Genomic DNA, 17,003 nt, shown 5'->3' on the forward strand with positions numbered 1-17,003 from the left:
CCATCTTTGGTATGAACCCGAAAGAGTACCGTCTCGCAGCCATCATGTTTACCGACATAGTCGGATTCAGTCGAATGATGGAGGAAAACGAAAAAGCAACTCTCGAACTCCTTGAGTATCATAATGAGATTGTCCGAAAACATACAGAAGATCTCCGAGGTTCCATAATTAAGACCATCGGCGATGCATTCCTGATTGATTTCCCCAATACAGTGAACGCAGTGAACTGTGCCATCCGGATTCAGAAGGATCTTGAACATCGTAACCGGGAAAACCCCGAGTTTACCATCATACTCAGAATCGGTGTCCATCTGGGGGATATCTACTTCTATGAAAATGACGCCCTGGGTGAAGGCATCAATATTGCCAGCCGCCTGCAGAGCATCTGTAACCCGGGACGGATCTGTATCTCCCAGGATGTGTATAATCTTGCAAATAACAAAATTGATGATATCCCCATTAAAGAACTTGGTGCGGTGAAACTGAAGAATATCAGCAGGGAAATCCGTGCCTATGAAATTGCAACCAACGGTGATGTGCGCCACGAGCGGAAATCAGGGAATGTAGAAGGCTCCAAGGCTTCCGGAAACTTGGCCGACCCATCTGCCATGGAGCATCAGGGCGATAACCAGTCTCAGGGCGATACACAAGGCGCAGGCAACGGAACGGATTCCCCTGCCACCCCTTCTATCGGGGAAAAAGAGGTTAAAGAGCTGGTAATGGCCCAGATTAAGCAGGCCGGGCGAAGGCTCTCGGTTGATGAGGTTCGCTCAAGTCTGGGTTATAGCGGCGAAAAGGTCGACGCAATTCTGGATTCCATGGTACGCAAAGGTTTTATTGCGAAATCTTCGGGTACGCAGCACGCTCAGTCCCGATCTTCCCAGGGGAGCGGTTCCGGAAACCGAGGGCTGAATAACGATTCTCCCGACCCCAGTGAATTTCCCTATAATATTCGAAGGGCCGCCGGGGAATTTGGCAGGGTGGGCAAGGAAATAGCTCATGAACTGGGCAGAGAATTTGAACGTGGACGGGGAAGAAGCCGACAGGACCGTATGCAGCAGGGATATCCCGATGCCTCCTTCGGGCGCCGTCAGGGAGTGGTAATCCCAGAAGGTAGGGGCTCAAGCGAAGATGAAAAACGGGACAGGGAACTGGAGCAGGCGTGGGACAGGGTACTGGACACTCCGTATGACAGCTGGCAGGACCAGCAGCTGATCCAGGAATACCGGGCGCAGACCAATAAAAGTCTGAAAAAAATGGAATCCGATTTCCGGGGGCATCTTGGTTCCTACCTTTCGGTGAACGGAGGTCTGGTAGCGATATGGGCGTTCACCGGCGCTGCGTTTCCTTGGTTTTTCTTCCCTGCCGGAGGTTGGGGGATTGGTTTGTTTACCCATTGGGCCGGTCTCCGAAGAAAGCGTCTGGAGGCCAGGGAACTTCAGGCTCTTCCGGCGCTGAATAAGCAGCAGTTGAAAAAGCTAAGAAAACTCCATCGCAATCGCAATAAGTTTGGCGGGCATCTCATGTCCACCATTGCCACTTCCCTCTTTCTCGCCGGTATCAATATTATAACGACTCCCTTTGTTCCATGGTCACTTATACCCATAGCCGCCATGTCAATCGGTGTTTTCAGCCACCTACCAGCGGCGAAACACCGGGAGAAGGAATTTCTTGAGGAACTGGCTGCCCTCAACGTACCGGTTTCCCAGCTAAAGAATGCAAAGCAGTTGAAACTCAGCCACGAAAGCCAGATTGCAACACGGTTTCAGAGCCCTATGGAGGCTGAGGCCGAAAACCTGAAAGCCGCCGTTCTGGCCCAAATTTCCGGCATGAAAGATCGAAGCAATCTGGGGGAGGATTTTGAACAGGTCCTTGAAGGGTATGTAAAGCAGGTTGTTGAGCTCAGCAGGAAAGATCAGGAAATTAATAAAACCCTGGAATCCATTCCCATGACTAATCTTGAGCGGGAGCTTCTAGACCTGCAAAAGCAGCATTCGGATACAGGCAATCCCGATCTGAAGGTGGAGCTGGAGAAATCCATAGAATCGTTGAAGAAGCAGCAGAATTCCTATTACGAATTGGAAAAGCAGCAGCAATTTCTAAAAGCTAAGCTCAGCAGTGCAATTAATTCCCTTCGTCAGCTCCAGTTGGACCTGGTTCGCATGAGACGAACCCCTGATCTCCAGGAATTGCCCCCTGTTGACGCACTGCGGAGCCAAACCGGGGAAATCAACCACTATCTAAGCGATCTTGAACGGGAATACCGCATGCTGGAAGAAAAGGAAGAAGAGCTGAATGGCTGACTTGGGCCTCTTCCTCCCTCTGCTGCTGCCGTAATCTCTGCTCCGCCTTCACGAGCTGAAGCATCAGATCAGCAACAGTCCCCAGAATCAGGGTGAAAATAAAAAGCAGAATAAGGGCTTCCAGAAGTACATAACCTGCATTGTATGACCCTGGCCTTATTCCCATGACACAATGTCCTTATCTTCCCCATCGCCTCCCTCTTTTCCGTCAGCCCCGGTGCAGATAATGACGAAGGGAAGATTATGGAAGTTGTCCCTACGGTAGATGAATTGGTTACCCCAGGGATCCTTTCCCGGCATTCTTTCAAGATACGGACCTGACCATGCTGCCGGGATGGGGTAAAGATATGGCTTCTCCCATAAAGCATTCAGCCCCTGCTCTTTGCTTGGGTATGACCCGCAGTCGAAATGATACTTACTTAAGGCCAGCCGGTATGTTTCAATTTGATTTCTGGCGCTCACCCTCCGTGCGGAATGGATGAATCCTTTGGAGCTGATACTGATGCCGCCTCCCAGTATCAGCATAATTGCCAGAACAATTATCAACTCGATGTAGCTGAATCCGTCCTGATAGCCGGAGTGTATTCCCGTTATCCTGTGTTTCATACCAAAATCTCCTTTTCACTTGATCAGCGCAACCCTTACGAAAGTTCTGGGGGACCGGGGGTCAATGTTGCGACAACATGTTTCGAAGAATCCTCTCCAGTTCCCGTTGTTCATCCAGATCTGTTTCCATTGATGAGGCCCACAGTTGTGCCTGGGGGTAGTTTTTCATTCGTAATTGAAGCAGAGCCAGGAAATATCTCTGCCGTCCGGATAGCCGGTAGTGGGGGGAGTGATCAGGGATCGCAAAGTTCCGCCTGGTTTCCTCATCTTCCAGCAAATCTCCTGCCTTTTCAGCCTGCATAAACAGCGACCGTATCCGGGCATCAATTCTTTCAAGGGTAATGAATATAACCTGACAGTGAGAACCCTTTGCGCTTTCTATAATCACCGCCTGGTCAACAAAGAGAGGGTGGCGAATCAGGATCTCTTCTTTGGTTCCTTCTGATGGTTCCCGAAGCAGGCCCCGTCCATAACAGTCGCTGCGGCTAAGAAGGTTGTCTCCGCCATTACGTGACAGTCGAAATTCTGCGCCGTTTACCGGGTTTTGCCGTTCATCGGTCACCCGGATGCAAACAGTTGTGGATAATCTATTCCCCATAGATTCACAACCCATCGTACTTAGTAACATCCAAAATATCAGGATACAGCAGATATACGGGGTAGAAGACTTTGGTAGTGCACGTGGATAAAAGAGCGGCCGTTCACGAATGGGAGGGGATGAGCCTCGGTTCTCCGCCTGTTGTTTGCTGTTTTTCTTCATTGTTTGCTCCTGCAATTAATAATTTCCCAGCTGCTCCCAGAGGAGCTGGGGGCGGATATCTGCAATGGTATCCGGGGTGATTCCCGGGCATATCCAGTTTTTATAGCGTTCACCCGATCCGAGTATTATTTGACTGCCGGTTCTCAAATCCTCCAGCACCATGAAGTTTCCCCGGGAATCGCTGATCAGTCCGCTAAATTCCAGATAGTCGGGCAGCAGGAATTCGGATGGCGCTGCTTCCCCGAAATCGCTTTGCTCCCCCTCGCCATTTTCCGGGGAACCGTAGTCTATAGGCCCGGGGAGGAAGCAGGTTATCAGAGCATCATGGAGATCTGTCGTGCCGGATGGGAAACCGGGGCCTGAGTTTCCGGCGTTGAAATGTGGGGAGGAGCCGGGACGGATGTAAGCAGTGCTGCTTTTTAAAAGCCCCAGATATGCGTTTACCGCATCCTCCAAGCGAATTTCCATGATCATCTCCAATCCGGGGGTCGGAGAAGCGGCTGACATCTGCTGAATTGTCAGGGTTGAGAGGGGAATACGGTTGCCTTCCAATTTGCTGAGAAGGGGCAGTGCACGGGCATTTCGGCTGACGATGCAGCTGATCCGAATGCTATGCTGTGACGGATCAAAACTGAAAACACCGGCCCTGTGGAAGTTCCGCAGCCAGCGGAATACCAGTCCCGGGAAAATCCTCTTCTGGCTGCCGCGGCTATTCGTCCATGGTGAGCATCCCGGAACTATGAGATTCGGAGGCAGGGATTTTGCTATACTCAATAGTTCTGGGCTCCCGTTGCCCCCATACCCTTGAGTTGCAGCCTGAAGAAAGAGCCGGCCGCTCTCCCGGGGAATGTACTCCCCGCTCCATCCGGTTTCTCCAGTCGTATTGAGCCCGGCAGGTGATGGTGAGAATGATAATTCCGTCTGGACTGTTTCATTTTCAATTGTCAGCTTTTTCAGATTAAATTTATGGAAGGAGGAACGCAGGTCCTCAATAGCAAAATTCAAAGCGCTGTGCCCGGGAAAACCACTGATTCTTATCGGCCTGAAGGTTTCTTTCGGAGATTGATCTCCTGAGGGGGTGGGGTCTATTCCCTGTAAATGGGATTCGCCGGATTCACGAATCAGAAAGGGAAGGGGGAAGGCGGTGAAAACCGCAGCACAGAACAGTATGACCGCCGGGGGGGTGGCTTTGAATAGCGACCGAGATTTTTTGGTCAGGAATTTCAGTTTTCCCAGGATTTTACTGCCCCGGTATGTCTGAAGCAGCATATTTCCCGGCAGAGCGGGATGGGGGCCTTTGGTGGAATGCATGGTGCTTGCTGTGGAAAGCTCCACTGTCTTCCAGGCCGTGTATGCTCTTGCTGCCATACTCCGGCTGATATTCTTCATCTGAACATCCTCGCTTGAGGGAGACCGCCGGGGGCGGTTGGATTCCAAGAGAATATGATGTGCGATGTTGTGGCAGCCCGGAGCCAGGGGAGTTTCTGTACTCCCGCTGTGGAACGCATGAGCTGTGAATGCACCGGATTCAATACGAGCCGATTCCCAGGCTTGAGAGCCGTATACACTATATCGGCCGTCCTGGAATCCGGCAGCGAACATTATGAGAACAATCCCCGGAAGGATGCGCTGTTTTCCGGCCGGGTAAGGGTTCCCGGTTCCCCTTCGGTAATGCCACAGTTCATTTTCTCCCATCTGTACTCCCCAGGATGTACCCTTTTCCTGAGGCCGGGGAAAGACTGATGATCTTTTCCCTTCACCGCATATGTGGCTTATCGTTTGTCCGGGTAGGGAGAATTCTACGCCCCGCTGGATGCTGTAAAGAATAGTGGCCATCTATAGCCCCCCCATGATCTCCAGGATTCGCCCGTGATAGTTGGAAATGATCCTGCTGCTTAAAATGAGAACCGATACTCCCGCAAGGGAAACGGCAAGTGGTTGAAGAATGGCGCAGGCACGGATCAGGGTTTTCTGTAGTCTGAGGCTGAGCAGGTCGCTGCTGCTGCGCATAATATCCAGGGAGTCTTCACCGGAAATGATGGAGCGGAACATGCTCCGCAGTTCTTGAAATCCTTGCAGCCCGCAGCTTCGGTTCTCCGAATTTGCGAAGGCCTGCCAGTCACCGATAAAACGGGCTTCGGCACAGGAATACAAAACTCCCGCTTCGGGACTCCCCCGGTAACGATCGCTTAACTCAGCCAGTTGATCCTGGAGGGGGGCTCCCGCCATCGTTCCAATGGAAAGATGTGAGCAGATGCGCAGCCATCTGCTGAGCCGCTGCAGATGGGAAAGGAACGGTATCCTGTCCAGGACAGTTCTGAGCCAACCGGGTTTTACCGGGATGCAAGCAAACCGTAGCCCGGCAGCCCAGAACAGCAAAGAAAGTGTAATGAACAGGGGAACGATAATATTTGCAGGCTCTCCGGCACTGCCGTTCAAACCGCCCATTTCTCCCAAGGGGCCCAGGCAATACGCCAGTGAAAAGCAGAGGGTGAGAATAAGCACCCATACCGGATACACCAGGGCCGAAGTGACCCGTTGATCCAGCTCCAGTTCCTGTGCCAACTGTTTTTCCAGGACAGAACATACCCGGCAGAGGGTTGCAGCGGAGGACGCCCGGGAGAGTAGCTGGAGGGATGAATTGCCGTAACAGTGAAGCTGGAACGTTTCCTGCCAACCCGCTCCGTCATCGAGACTTTCCATGATACCCGACAATAGTTTCCGAATCTTCTTGCCCCGGTTTTCATGATAGATCCGGGTCAGACTCTCCCTGGCACTGTATCCGTGCTCCAGATACATGCGAAGACTTCCTGCAAAATCTCGGCATTCCTTTTTACCCGGAACAACTGTTAATGGATTGTGCATACCGTATCTCCCTGTTGCCGCTCTATTGGACTGCAGTGGCCGGGGATGAAAAGGTTCTCATCCAGCTGAACCCCGCCCCCGGGTAGATGAATCAGTCGCTGGCCCACCACCGCTTTGAGAACTCCCAGTCTGAAGGGGTCCTTGATTCCAAGGCTTTTTAATCTATCCTCCGCTTTCCCAGCAGAGGGTGCGTGAATGGTGCTCAGAACCAGATGTCCGCTAAGACCTGCATCCAGTGCGAGTTCCGCAGTTCTTTGGTTGCGGATTTCCCCAATAATGAGCACATCAGGTTTTCTCCTCAGAACAGAGGGGAGAAATGTGCCGTAGTCCATTCCCGTAAGGCTGTTTGCTTCTATTTGCTCCACTCCCGGAAGAATAATTTCTACCGGCTCTTCAATGCTGATCACTCTCTTTCCATGGTGTACCGCCGCACCGGCCAATCCATACATGCTGGTGGTTTTTCCACAGCCGGTAGGACCGGAAAACAGAATTAATCCCTGAGCGGAGCACAGAATGGATTGGAAAAATCGGAGAGTATGTTCTTTGAACCCCAGTTCTGCAGGTGACGGAAACTCCTTTCCTGGATTCAAGATACGGATACTTGCAGAAAGACCCTGCATGGAGGAGAGTATGGATACCCGCATCCGCACCTCTTCCCTGCCGATAGTGAGACTGAATGAGCCGTCCTGCGGGCCGCTGTGAGATAAGATTTCCAGGGACGCTAATACCCGAAGTCCGTTAACCAGAATAGAACACATTTTCCGGCTGATTCTCCGCATCTCCCGAAGCTGCCCGTTTACGAGAACTCGAACTCTGGCCGACCCCGAGGACCTATTTCCCGATGGATCCCGTTCTTCCATGGGCTCGAAATGCAAATCGCTCGCTTTTTGTTTAACCGCTTCCAGAAGAATAGATCTGAGCATCCGCTGTCCGGGACCCTGAAAATTGGAAGAAGATGTTCTCTCTTGCTCGAAGCTTTCCCCGGTGCTCTCCAGCCTGTTTAGCCGGGAAAAGGTAATTTCCATATCAATATCGGAGCAGGTGAGAAACATAACCCTGGACCCGTCCCTCCATTGGTGGTATTGGGTAAGAAAGGCTTGTGTTTCCTCTGTACAATTCCTGCTCACTGCGACCCAGGAAATGATCTCAGTATCCTGGCGGGTTTCTCCCAGATATAAAGCTCTTTGTGTTCTGATAAACTCAGGAGTGTACTGATCGTCCCCGCCGGGAAGAGGGTAAAAATCGGAGATTCCGGCTCCCGAAGCATCTGTTGATACCACCCCGTGGGGTTCAGCTTTTATACCCCTACCGTTGAGGTCCTGCGGGTAGCGTTCATGCCGGGTCTTCATCTCCGGGGCTCCTGGAAAAACCGGGCATGCAGGTCCTGAATTTCCGGCAGCTCAAATTCACCCCCAGACGACCGGTTGCGGACCACCGGTCTGATATAGAGCACAAATTCATTTAACTCTCTCCTGGCCTCCAACGAACCCAGGGGAAGCACTCCTGTTAAGGAGCGGCCCTCTTCAGTGATAATGCTGCCGGCAACCCGGATCACGTCTCCGGATGAGCAGGTTGCCCGGGTTTGAATTCTGCGCTGATTCGTGGGCGGCGGATTGCCTGAACCGCCGTCCACTCCGCGCCTGCTCAACTCCACGTCGATACTCATATCCACAGCAGCGGGGACCGGATTTACTGCATTCATGGACCCGGACCCGCTGATTTCCCCGGTGATACTGATTGTCAATCCGCTGGTTATTTCACGGGTGACTGCGGTTTCACCTGTGCTGTCCCGGTAGCGGTAGGTGGATGTGTTCTCCAGCCGGGCTTCCTGGTGCGGCACCCCGGAGATCATACTGTCTGCCATAATACGGGCGCTGGAGCGGCTGAGATCGGTCTCCAGGTTCAGTGCAAAGCTGTACCCAAAGGTGCTGAGCACATCGAAGTTGAGACCGATCACCCTGCCAAGGGAAGCGGAGAGCGTAGGTCTGCTATTTTCAGTAAGGGTTTTTGCCCCCAGCGACGCACCGTAGGCGTTCCGTCTGCCTTTTTGTACCTGAAGGGCGAGTATATGATATTCTAATCCTGGCTTGGGTTGGTCGTGCCGGCGAACCCACTTCTCCAGCTCCTGTGCGAAGCGGGAGGATCCGCGGAACTCAATGCTTGAAAGGCTGTTCCCGGCGGAGATACTTCCAGATGCAAACTCATCGGGTATGTGTTCAATTATCTGTTCAGCGTTCTGATGCCTCAGATAAATGGAGTGGTAACTGGGCGGAAGATCAATTTTTTTCAGATATTCTGAGAGTTGCTGCTGTCCTTTTGCATCCAGAAGGGCATAGACAGAATCTCCTCCAGTTCCGCTTCTCAACAGCCCGGCTCCGAGGGCCGGGGGAAGCAGGTGAGTTAATTCATCCAGGGTAATAAAATCCAGTGAAATACGTCGGGGAACAATGCCGTAGGAAGCATCAAGCCGGGAGAGAAAGCGGGTAATGCGTCTGCTTTCCTCCCTGTTTCCCCGGATGATAATACCCGCAGCGTTTGCGCTGAGCCTTATGCTGCAGCGTTCGGCAAGTGAATCGGGGACGCAGCTTTTCAGATACTCAGCGCTGTGCATGCGGGGAATGAATGAACTGATGCTGAGCGCTTCCTGTTCAATAACGGGGTGCCCACCCCTGAACTTTTCCGGGAATACCGAGTACACACCTTCATGCTCGATGCAGCGCAGTCCGCTTTGGATGCAGATAGCCTGAAGCGCTTCCTGAAAACCGCTATCCCTGATGCTCATGGAAGAAACGGGATGGGAGGCGTTGGTAAAAAACTGATATTCAACTTCATGAAGGCGAAAGAGTTGTTCAAGGGCGGTTGCACCCGAGCCCCCATTTCCCTCAATCCTGTAGCTTCTGGGGGCGTTCTGCATTATCTCCACGTTGAGCCGGGAGAGATCTCCCGGGTCGCGGGAATTTCTCAGCCCGTCCCTGATTACATAGGCTTCTCCCCGGCGTTCCAGGCGGTATTCCGGATAGGGAAGCATGAGCGCAGTGAGGGCATCAGCAAGGCTCTGATGTTCACAGTGAATGGTCTGGAGCTCTGCAGGGAGGGAGCTGCTGCGGATGGCCACAGCGCTGAGTTCGCTCAGGCGGTTCAGCAGACTTTCCATGGGAACATCCACCGCATGGATGCTGAACGTCTTCCGGTCATCTGAAACCTCCACCCGCATGCGCGAGGCTATCCAGAGAGAACCCTTTTGATGAAGATAGAGCTGGTTGGTGCTGATTATTTCCGAGATAACCTGGTCCAGACGGATATCCCGGAAATAATAGCTTCGTCGTTCCTCCAGTCCGGGATCGGGCAGGAGAGGAATTTGACCAAAGCGGGCAAGGGCCAGAAGGATTTCACCCAGAGGTCTGTTAATAAACTCCATTTCCCTGATGATTGTGTCATTGGGCGGGAGTTCCTGTCCGCTTGCCGGATTCTGAGTGCCTGCAAACATCAAAAGCAGTGTGCACAACATGACCCGGAGCAGGAAAAAATCAGTTTTTGCATCCATAGAAATCTCCGTAAGCTATACCGGAGAAATTTTCCTGCTGCTTGAAAGTGGTGGGAAAAGGGCGGAATTAACAGGGTTGCGGACTATCCCGTTCAAAGCATTTTCATGCTGCCCTTGTACATGGGGACATCCAGGGAAAATAGCATTGCTCCCTGGGTTTTATCCAGATCCCCCAGAAGGTCTTCAATGCTTTGAATCAGTTCAGCCTCCATATCTTCGGGTACCATGGCCAGGATAGTTTTGGAATGGTTCTTTTTTTCCTGCATGAAACCGATGAACGTGGCAAAAATGGGTACATTGCTGATGTATTCTCCCATTCCCATACTGTCGATAACCGTCGCACCCTCAATGCCCCGCTGTAGATAGAGTTCAAGGATATCGTACACGTATTCTTCCAGAAACAGAATCAGCACAAGCAATCTGCTTTTCGGTTTTTCCTTTTTCCCCTCAACCAGACCTTCTGCATTTCGAAGGAAGGCTTCGTATACCGCCTCGTTTCCCTGGGCGGCCAGTATTTCCTTTTTCGCGTTTGTACGGGTCAGCGCCCGGGATACAGCTGCAAGTAGTTTCAGGTGATCGTTTACCCGTTCTTCCGGGCCGAGAATAATAAAAAAGAGGCGTACACGCTTACGGTCCAGGGCATCAAAATCCACACCCTCCGGATGAACACCGATTGCAAGAACAAAGTCATCCATATGTTCGAAACGGGCGTGGGGGATGGCAATGCCGCCGCCGAAACCGGTGGATCCCTGGGACTCACGTTTTTCAATGGCTGCGGCGATCTCTTCTATTTTGTTTTCATCCAAATGCCTGCTTCTGCAGGCGAGGGTTGCAAGTTCCTGAATAATTTCCTGTTTGTTCTTTCCCCGGAGTCCGATTCTACAGCATTGTTTTTCCAGAAAAGAGTAGAGTTCCATATCTTATCCCTCCAGTTCCAGTCCCCGTTCCAGGGCGAATTTTGACAGCGGCGGGCCGAACAATTCGTTTATAAAAACGGAGATGAGAACAATATTGATCATATCGCTGAGTATGGCAGGGTTTTCTGTCATTAGATGTTGTCCCAGAGGCGAAGCTTGAACCATGAGGGTGAGACCGATTGCCACACCTGCCTGGGGAAGCATACAGAGTCCCAGATAACTGCTGATTCCCCGGGGCGACCGGGCGATTTTTGCACCCAGCCAAACTCCTCCGTATTTGCCCATTGCCCGGAAGAGTATATATGCAGCTCCCAAAACAACCACCCTGGGGTCGCCGAGAATGGAAAGGTCCAGTTCGATCCCCGCCAGTACGAAAAACAGTGCGTAGATCGGAGGGGTCAGCGGTTCAAGAATATGAAATATCCGGTGATTCCTGGCCCCCAGGTTGATGATTACCGCTCCTGCAGCCATATTTGTGAGCAGAGGGGATAAATTAAACGCCACAGCAAGTCCAATTGTGAAAAATACCACTCCCAGGGCAATGATCATTATTTCATTAGGCTTCCGTTTCTTCCTGACAAGCAGATGGAGAATGTATCCGGAGAGAGCGCCGGCGGCAATGCTGAGCACCACCTCAAGCAGGGCATGGAAAACCACCGACCCCGCTCCTCCGCCATGGGAGGCATTCGCTGCGGACTGAGCCGCTCCCTGTGCCGCCTGAGCGGTCTCGGGATCGATAATTCCTCCAACCAAGGCAAAGACCACGGCAAACACAATTACCGCTCCCGCATCATCCAGGGCCACAACCCCGTAGAGGTAGTCCACAAATTTTCCCGTTGCATTCAAGCTTTGAACGATGGCTACCGTCGCGGCAGGTGCGGTGGCGGTGGAGATGGCTCCTAAAATCATGGCGTACGGGAGCTCCATGTTGAAAATGTAGAGTCCCACTGTGGTACTGATGAATGCGGCAAATATTTGAATGAGGGTGATGATTACTACACCGGGGCCCATGCTTTTCAGCTTGACCCAGTAAAATTCTCCGCCGATGGTGAGGGCGATAAGCCCCAGGGCGACCTCGGTTACCAAAGACATGTCCGAACTGACATGATGGGGCACAAACCCAAGAATGCTTTCGCCCATGATCAGCCCGGCAATAATAAACCCGGTCACCTCCGGGAGTTTTACTCTGGAGGCGAGCCGGGCCAGGAAATATCCGCTGAGCAACAGCAGACCTACGCTCATCAGCATGTGGTGGGTGAAGAACATTTGCATGCTCTCGAAGCTTTCCCGGGCCAGGGTTAAAAATCCAGTGCCTTCATCCATGCTCCCAGTATGGCCCCATCTTCAGGGAAAAATCAAACCCTCAGCGAAACTCTCCAGCCTGAATTATCTTCTGAAGATAGTTCTGCTCCTTCATGGCCGGAAATTCCTGCTTGCGGTCCTCCTCAGGATCCCTGAACTGGAGAGATTCCAGAACCGAGGGAAATGCAGGGTATACCACATTCCAATTCGCCGTATCGTTTTCCCGAATAGAGATTTGGCTTCCGCCGGCGATTATCTGGGACTTTCCCAGCCAGCCCCGCTCTCCGCTATAGATGCTCATCTCCAGGGTATAATCCCTGTCCGATCCGTTTTGAATGGTGTAGACGGTTTCCCCGTTACCTTCTCTTCGTACACGGAGATTGAGATATTCTTCCCGTCCGAAGGCCAGACGGGCAGAAAGCTCTTCCCCCGGGGGAAGAATATCTTCGCCGATTCGGGGAGCCAGGTGGAGAGTGTTTTCCAGCAGTCGTGGCCGGAACCCCAGAAGGTCCTGTAGGAGAACCCGGGAGTACTCGCTGACGCTCCAGGCCTGGGAAAATGTACCCGACGGGATGGGATGGCCGTCTTCATCGGGGAGGGCATCCAGAAGTTCGCTCATACTGCCCGCGGTTCCCATGGTAATAATCTGATCCGCCAGGTTCAGAATCAGCCGGGAACTGATCTCTCCATCCCCGATTTTCAACAGTGCGGTGAGAGCCGGTCCTGCGTTCCAGCCCCATACCGTACCGTTATGATACGCCGCGTCCTTATGGAATTTGCCTGTCTGATCGTGATGGGGGTGAAAATAGGGATGTGCCGGATCAAGGCTTGCGATCCCATAGGGGTAGAGAAGTCCGTTTACCGCGTTTTGTACCACCGCCGCTTCCTGTGCCGGCGACAGAAATGACTGATCGTTCATTTCTCCTAAAAAGGGTACTGAAATTGCCATGAGTTGGTTGGGTCTTAGCTTGGTATCGGCAGTTCCATCGGGTCGGATTCTGTCCGCCAGGGAATCGCCGTCCCAAAACTGATCTATGAACGACTGTTGAGCACGGGCGGCCATGGCCCCCCATTCGTTTGCCAATTCCAATTCACCGCTGAGACGGGCAATTTCCGCCGAAGATTTCAGGGCGGTGTACCAAAGGGCCTGAATTTCCACCGCCTTGCTGCCCCTGGCTGACCAGGGCTGGTTGCCGGCTATGCGGGCATCCATCCAGGTGTCCGCATCATCATGATGAAGCAGTCCGTCCTCGCCCAGATAGTTTGCTCTGGCGCCCCGAATGTAGTGACGGGCGGTTTCCAGAATTTCCGGAGCAAAATCAGTATCCCCGCTGTATTGAATGTACTCCAACGCTTCCCTCAGAAGCCAGGGCGTACCGTCTGTGGTGTTATAAATAATATCATCGGGGTTATTTACCCTGTTGGGAACCCGACCGTAATTCACATCCTCTTCATCCAGGTTTTGAAAGCGGGTAAAATTATGTAACACCGCCTTGGCATCCTCAAACCTGCCGTTTACAAGCAAAATACCCGGTAGGGCGATAAATGTATCCCGGCCCCAGTTCTGGCGGAACCATGGAAGGCCGGCCCAGATTCCCGTGCCGTACTGTCGGGTTACCATGCTGTAACCGGAATAAAGACTCCAATAGAGGGAGGCATCCAGCAGGGAATTTGAGGAACGGATATTGGAGGAGAGGGTAATATCCAACACTTCCGTAAAATGATCCTCAATCCCCCGGGACCGGGCATGGCGGGCCGCTTCAAGTGCGCTGCTCCTGTCCATTCCGAAGCTGATGTACAAACCGGCGGATTCGACCTTTTCAACGGTGGAGAAGCTCAGAAGAGGAGAGTGATCGGAAACCTTCAGAGCATTTCTCACATCCCTGTCGCTTTGTCCGATTTGTTCAGATCCCAGCTGCTGGAGCCGCACCGGAATTGACCCGGAACTATTCGCCGGATCGCTGCCCTGGATGTACACGGCGGTTTCCTCCGGTTCCCTTCCCAGAGATGCCCGGAAATTTTCCCCTGCTGTCACGGCTACATCCGATGAAATTGCGATTACCGATGGGTGGTCGCTGCTCAGACGGTGGGGAACCAGCAAAAACACATCATCCACCACTTCAACATCATAACGGCTCAGGCTGGTCTTGAAAGCCGGGAAAAAGCTGATAATTGCCGCTTCGCCCTTCGGTGATGTCAGGTTCAGAGCCATGCTGTGGCTATTTGCGAACAGCGAGAGCGTTTCATGGGCCTGCTCATATTCATGGCGGATAAATCCCGGATAGAGTACGGCCTTGTCTGCGTCTATGCGGCGGTTCAGCAGCGTACCGTTCCATGCGGCTGCCACATCGGCGATAACGGTGCTCTCTGCGATCTGATACCCGTTGCCCCGTCGGTATGAATGGGTAAACAGCTCCAGGTACCCGGATATATTATCTCCGAATACAAACTGTCTCCGTTCTCCCGCGGGAATATCAATGGCTGCCCTCCGAAGGAAGTGTTCAACATCCTCCATGGTTGCCCCGGCGGGAAGACCGGTGTGGGGAATATCGCTTGATGGAAAATTGACAGAAGGGTAATCCATTATTCTGTCTCCTTTTTGAAATGTGAGAGAGGCAATTCTCACCGGTTCCGGCTCCTCTTTCGCGGTGGTGGTACATGAAGCCGCGGCTGCGATCAGCAGAATCGGGATCATGAACAATATCAGCCTGGAAAAAATCGGTGGAACCTGAATGGATCCGGTTTGATGTAACATTATGCTCTCCTTTATGGTTGGATCATTATACTGGGAACGTTTCCACTTTTCGAGACTTTTCTCTATGTTTTTAATCTCCCCTTACCTCCAATAACATTTGGGGCTATACTGTTTGCAAAGGTAAAATACATCGGGGGGTGAGGTTCCGTGCTGTTGTAACGGATTTATCCCGCCGATTCAAAGGGGTTTGTATGCAAAATTGGGGAAAGCGAATACGACGGATCTGGGGTCCCGCGTTAATGGGGATCTTTGTAATTATGATGATGGCAGCCTGTGCAAGCCAGGAAGCTCTGCCTCCCCCGCCTCAGGTGGACAGAACTCCGCCCATGGATGAAGTGGCTTCGTTCACCGGGGAATACGATGCTGAAATATTTCAGGACTGGAACGATCGAAGTTATTACCAGATATTTGTACGTTCCTTTAACGATTCCGACGGAGATGGTATCGGTGACATTCAGGGAATTATTGACAAACTTGACTATCTGAACGATGGAGATCCTGAAACCGACGACGATCTGGGAATAACCGGAATTTGGCTCATGCCCATTAATGAAAGTCCCAGCTACCATGGCTACGATGTTGTGGATTATTATTCCATAGAATCGGATTATGGAACCCTGGAGGATTTTGAACTCCTTCTGGAAGAAGCTGAAGCCCGGGGTATCAAAATTATTATGGACCTGGTCCTCAACCATTCAAGCAGTCAGCACCCCTGGTTTATTGCGAGCAAGCGGGGGGATCCACAGTATAAAGATTACTATGTCTGGTCCGACATTGATCCGGGAATTGAAGGTCCATGGGGCCAGCAGGTGTGGCATAACGGTGGAAACGGTGAATATTACTACGGCGTGTTCTGGGGCGGTATGCCTGATCTTAATTTTTACAATCAGGACGTGAACCGTGAGATTAATGAAATTATCCGGTTCTGGTTGGAAGATATCGGGGTGCACGGATTCAGACTGGATGCAATTATGTATTTGAAAGAGGAGGGTAACCTTCTCATGAACACGTTCAGCAACCACGAATGGTTTCAGCAATTTCACGACTTTTATAAAGGAATTAATCCCGACGCGTTTACAATAGGTGAGGTCTGGACCAACACTGAAGAGGTCGTAAAGTATATCGGAGATGAAGTCGATACCGCGTTTGAATTTGATCTGGCAACCGCCATGCTCAATTCCGTACGGGGCGGTCAGAATGCGGATATTACTGGACAACAGGAAAAAGTAAATGATATGTACCCTGAAGGTCAGTACGGACGTTTTCTTGCAAACCATGACCAGACCCGCAGTGCGACGGTTCTCTCGGGAGATCTTGAGAAACAGAAGATTGCCGCTTCCCTTCTTCTTACAGGCCCGGGAATACCCTTCATCTACTATGGAGAGGAAGTGGGGGTTGAAGGAAGCAAGCCCGACGAGCACCTGCGCCGGCCCATGCATTGGACGCCCAGGGGCGGATTTACAGACGGGGATCCCTGGCAGGACTACGCCGCCAAGCTGGAGACTCGGAATGTGGAATCTATGGAAAACGACCCCGGCTCTCTGCTCAACCGGTACCGAAGTCTCCTTCAACTGAGAAATGATTCACCGGCTATCCGGCGTGGGACTCTGGAGCATGTGCCCAGTTCAACCCGCCGGGTATACGCATATTTCCGCTATACTCCGGAAGAGAGTCTGCTGGTGGTGAATAACCTCGGGACTCTCCAGGAGGATTACGGGCTGTTCCTGGAGCAATCTCCATGGACGGAAGGCTTCACTCTTGAACCCGTCTATGCCGGATTGGCGGAAAATATCTACACCGGGGAGGATGCCCGTGATTATTTGGCGGAAAAAATCTCCCAGCCGGAGGTGGATGAACAGGGCGGCTTTGAAGATTTTCGCGTTATCGGAAGTCTGGAACCCCGGGCCAGCTATATCTTCCGGGTAATTCCCGAGTAATGGGCCGTATCTAT

The 17,003-nt window shown here is 52.1% G+C and carries 11 protein-coding genes; 2 read left to right on the forward strand and 9 right to left on the reverse strand.

What is annotated here, in order from left to right; all coding sequences use genetic code 11:
- Positions 1 to 11 precede the first annotated feature (11 nt).
- Entirely contained in the window at positions 12 to 2,303 is a 2,292-nt protein-coding gene (locus AC52PS_RS02015; protein ID WP_495561354.1) for an adenylate/guanylate cyclase domain-containing protein, read from the forward strand.
- 156 nt (positions 2,304 to 2,459) lie between these two features.
- Here the strand turns inward: AC52PS_RS02015 and gspG are convergent, their stop codons facing one another.
- The 9 genes from gspG to AC52PS_RS02060 all read right to left on the reverse strand — a co-directional run bounded on the left by gspG (position 2,460) and on the right by AC52PS_RS02060 (position 15,052).
- Positions 2,460 to 2,909 (reverse strand): type II secretion system major pseudopilin GspG, encoded by a 450-nt coding sequence (gspG, locus tag AC52PS_RS02020; protein WP_495561355.1) that lies wholly within the window; start codon positions 2,907 to 2,909, stop codon positions 2,460 to 2,462.
- Positions 2,910 to 2,970: 61 nt separating this feature from the next.
- The gene (locus AC52PS_RS02025) at positions 2,971 to 3,507 is read right to left on the reverse strand and encodes a hypothetical protein (RefSeq protein WP_495561356.1); all 537 of its coding nucleotides are present in this window, start codon (positions 3,505 to 3,507) and stop codon (positions 2,971 to 2,973) included.
- A 177-nt stretch (positions 3,508 to 3,684) separates the two neighbouring features.
- The gene (locus AC52PS_RS02030) at positions 3,685 to 5,505 is read right to left on the reverse strand and encodes a hypothetical protein (protein WP_495561357.1); all 1,821 of its coding nucleotides are present in this window, start codon (positions 5,503 to 5,505) and stop codon (positions 3,685 to 3,687) included.
- On the reverse strand, positions 5,506 to 6,534 hold the full coding sequence (locus AC52PS_RS02035; RefSeq protein WP_495561358.1) for a type II secretion system F family protein: 1,029 nt from the start codon (positions 6,532 to 6,534) through the stop codon (positions 5,506 to 5,508). It abuts the gene before it with no gap.
- The gene (locus AC52PS_RS02040; protein ID WP_495561359.1) at positions 6,519 to 7,883 is read right to left on the reverse strand and encodes a GspE/PulE family protein; all 1,365 of its coding nucleotides are present in this window, start codon (positions 7,881 to 7,883) and stop codon (positions 6,519 to 6,521) included. Before AC52PS_RS02040 ends, AC52PS_RS02035 begins: the two co-directional genes overlap by 16 nt.
- Positions 7,880 to 10,078 (reverse strand): hypothetical protein, encoded by a 2,199-nt coding sequence (locus AC52PS_RS02045; RefSeq protein ID WP_495561360.1) that lies wholly within the window; start codon positions 10,076 to 10,078, stop codon positions 7,880 to 7,882. Before AC52PS_RS02045 ends, AC52PS_RS02040 begins: the two co-directional genes overlap by 4 nt.
- 92 nt (positions 10,079 to 10,170) lie before the next feature.
- Positions 10,171 to 10,995 carry a PTS sugar transporter subunit IIA gene (locus AC52PS_RS02050; RefSeq protein WP_495561361.1) on the reverse strand — a complete coding sequence of 275 codons (825 nt, stop codon included), beginning with the start codon at positions 10,993 to 10,995 and terminating at the stop codon, positions 10,171 to 10,173.
- Positions 10,996 to 10,998: 3 nt separating this feature from the next.
- Complete coding sequence (locus tag AC52PS_RS02055) at positions 10,999 to 12,318, reverse strand: cation:proton antiporter (RefSeq protein ID WP_495561362.1); 1,320 nt, start codon at positions 12,316 to 12,318, stop codon at positions 10,999 to 11,001.
- 40 nt (positions 12,319 to 12,358) lie between these two features.
- Positions 12,359 to 15,052, reverse strand: coding sequence for an amylo-alpha-1,6-glucosidase (locus AC52PS_RS02060; RefSeq protein WP_495561363.1), 2,694 nt, complete (start codon positions 15,050 to 15,052; stop codon positions 12,359 to 12,361).
- A gap of 191 nt (positions 15,053 to 15,243) precedes the next feature.
- Between AC52PS_RS02060 and AC52PS_RS02065 the strand changes: the two genes are divergently transcribed.
- Entirely contained in the window at positions 15,244 to 16,989 is a 1,746-nt protein-coding gene (locus AC52PS_RS02065; protein ID WP_495561364.1) for an alpha-amylase family glycosyl hydrolase, read from the forward strand.
- The last annotated feature ends 14 nt before the right edge of the window (positions 16,990 to 17,003 follow it).

The sequence above is a fragment of the Salinispira sp. genome, from assembly GCF_059431795.1.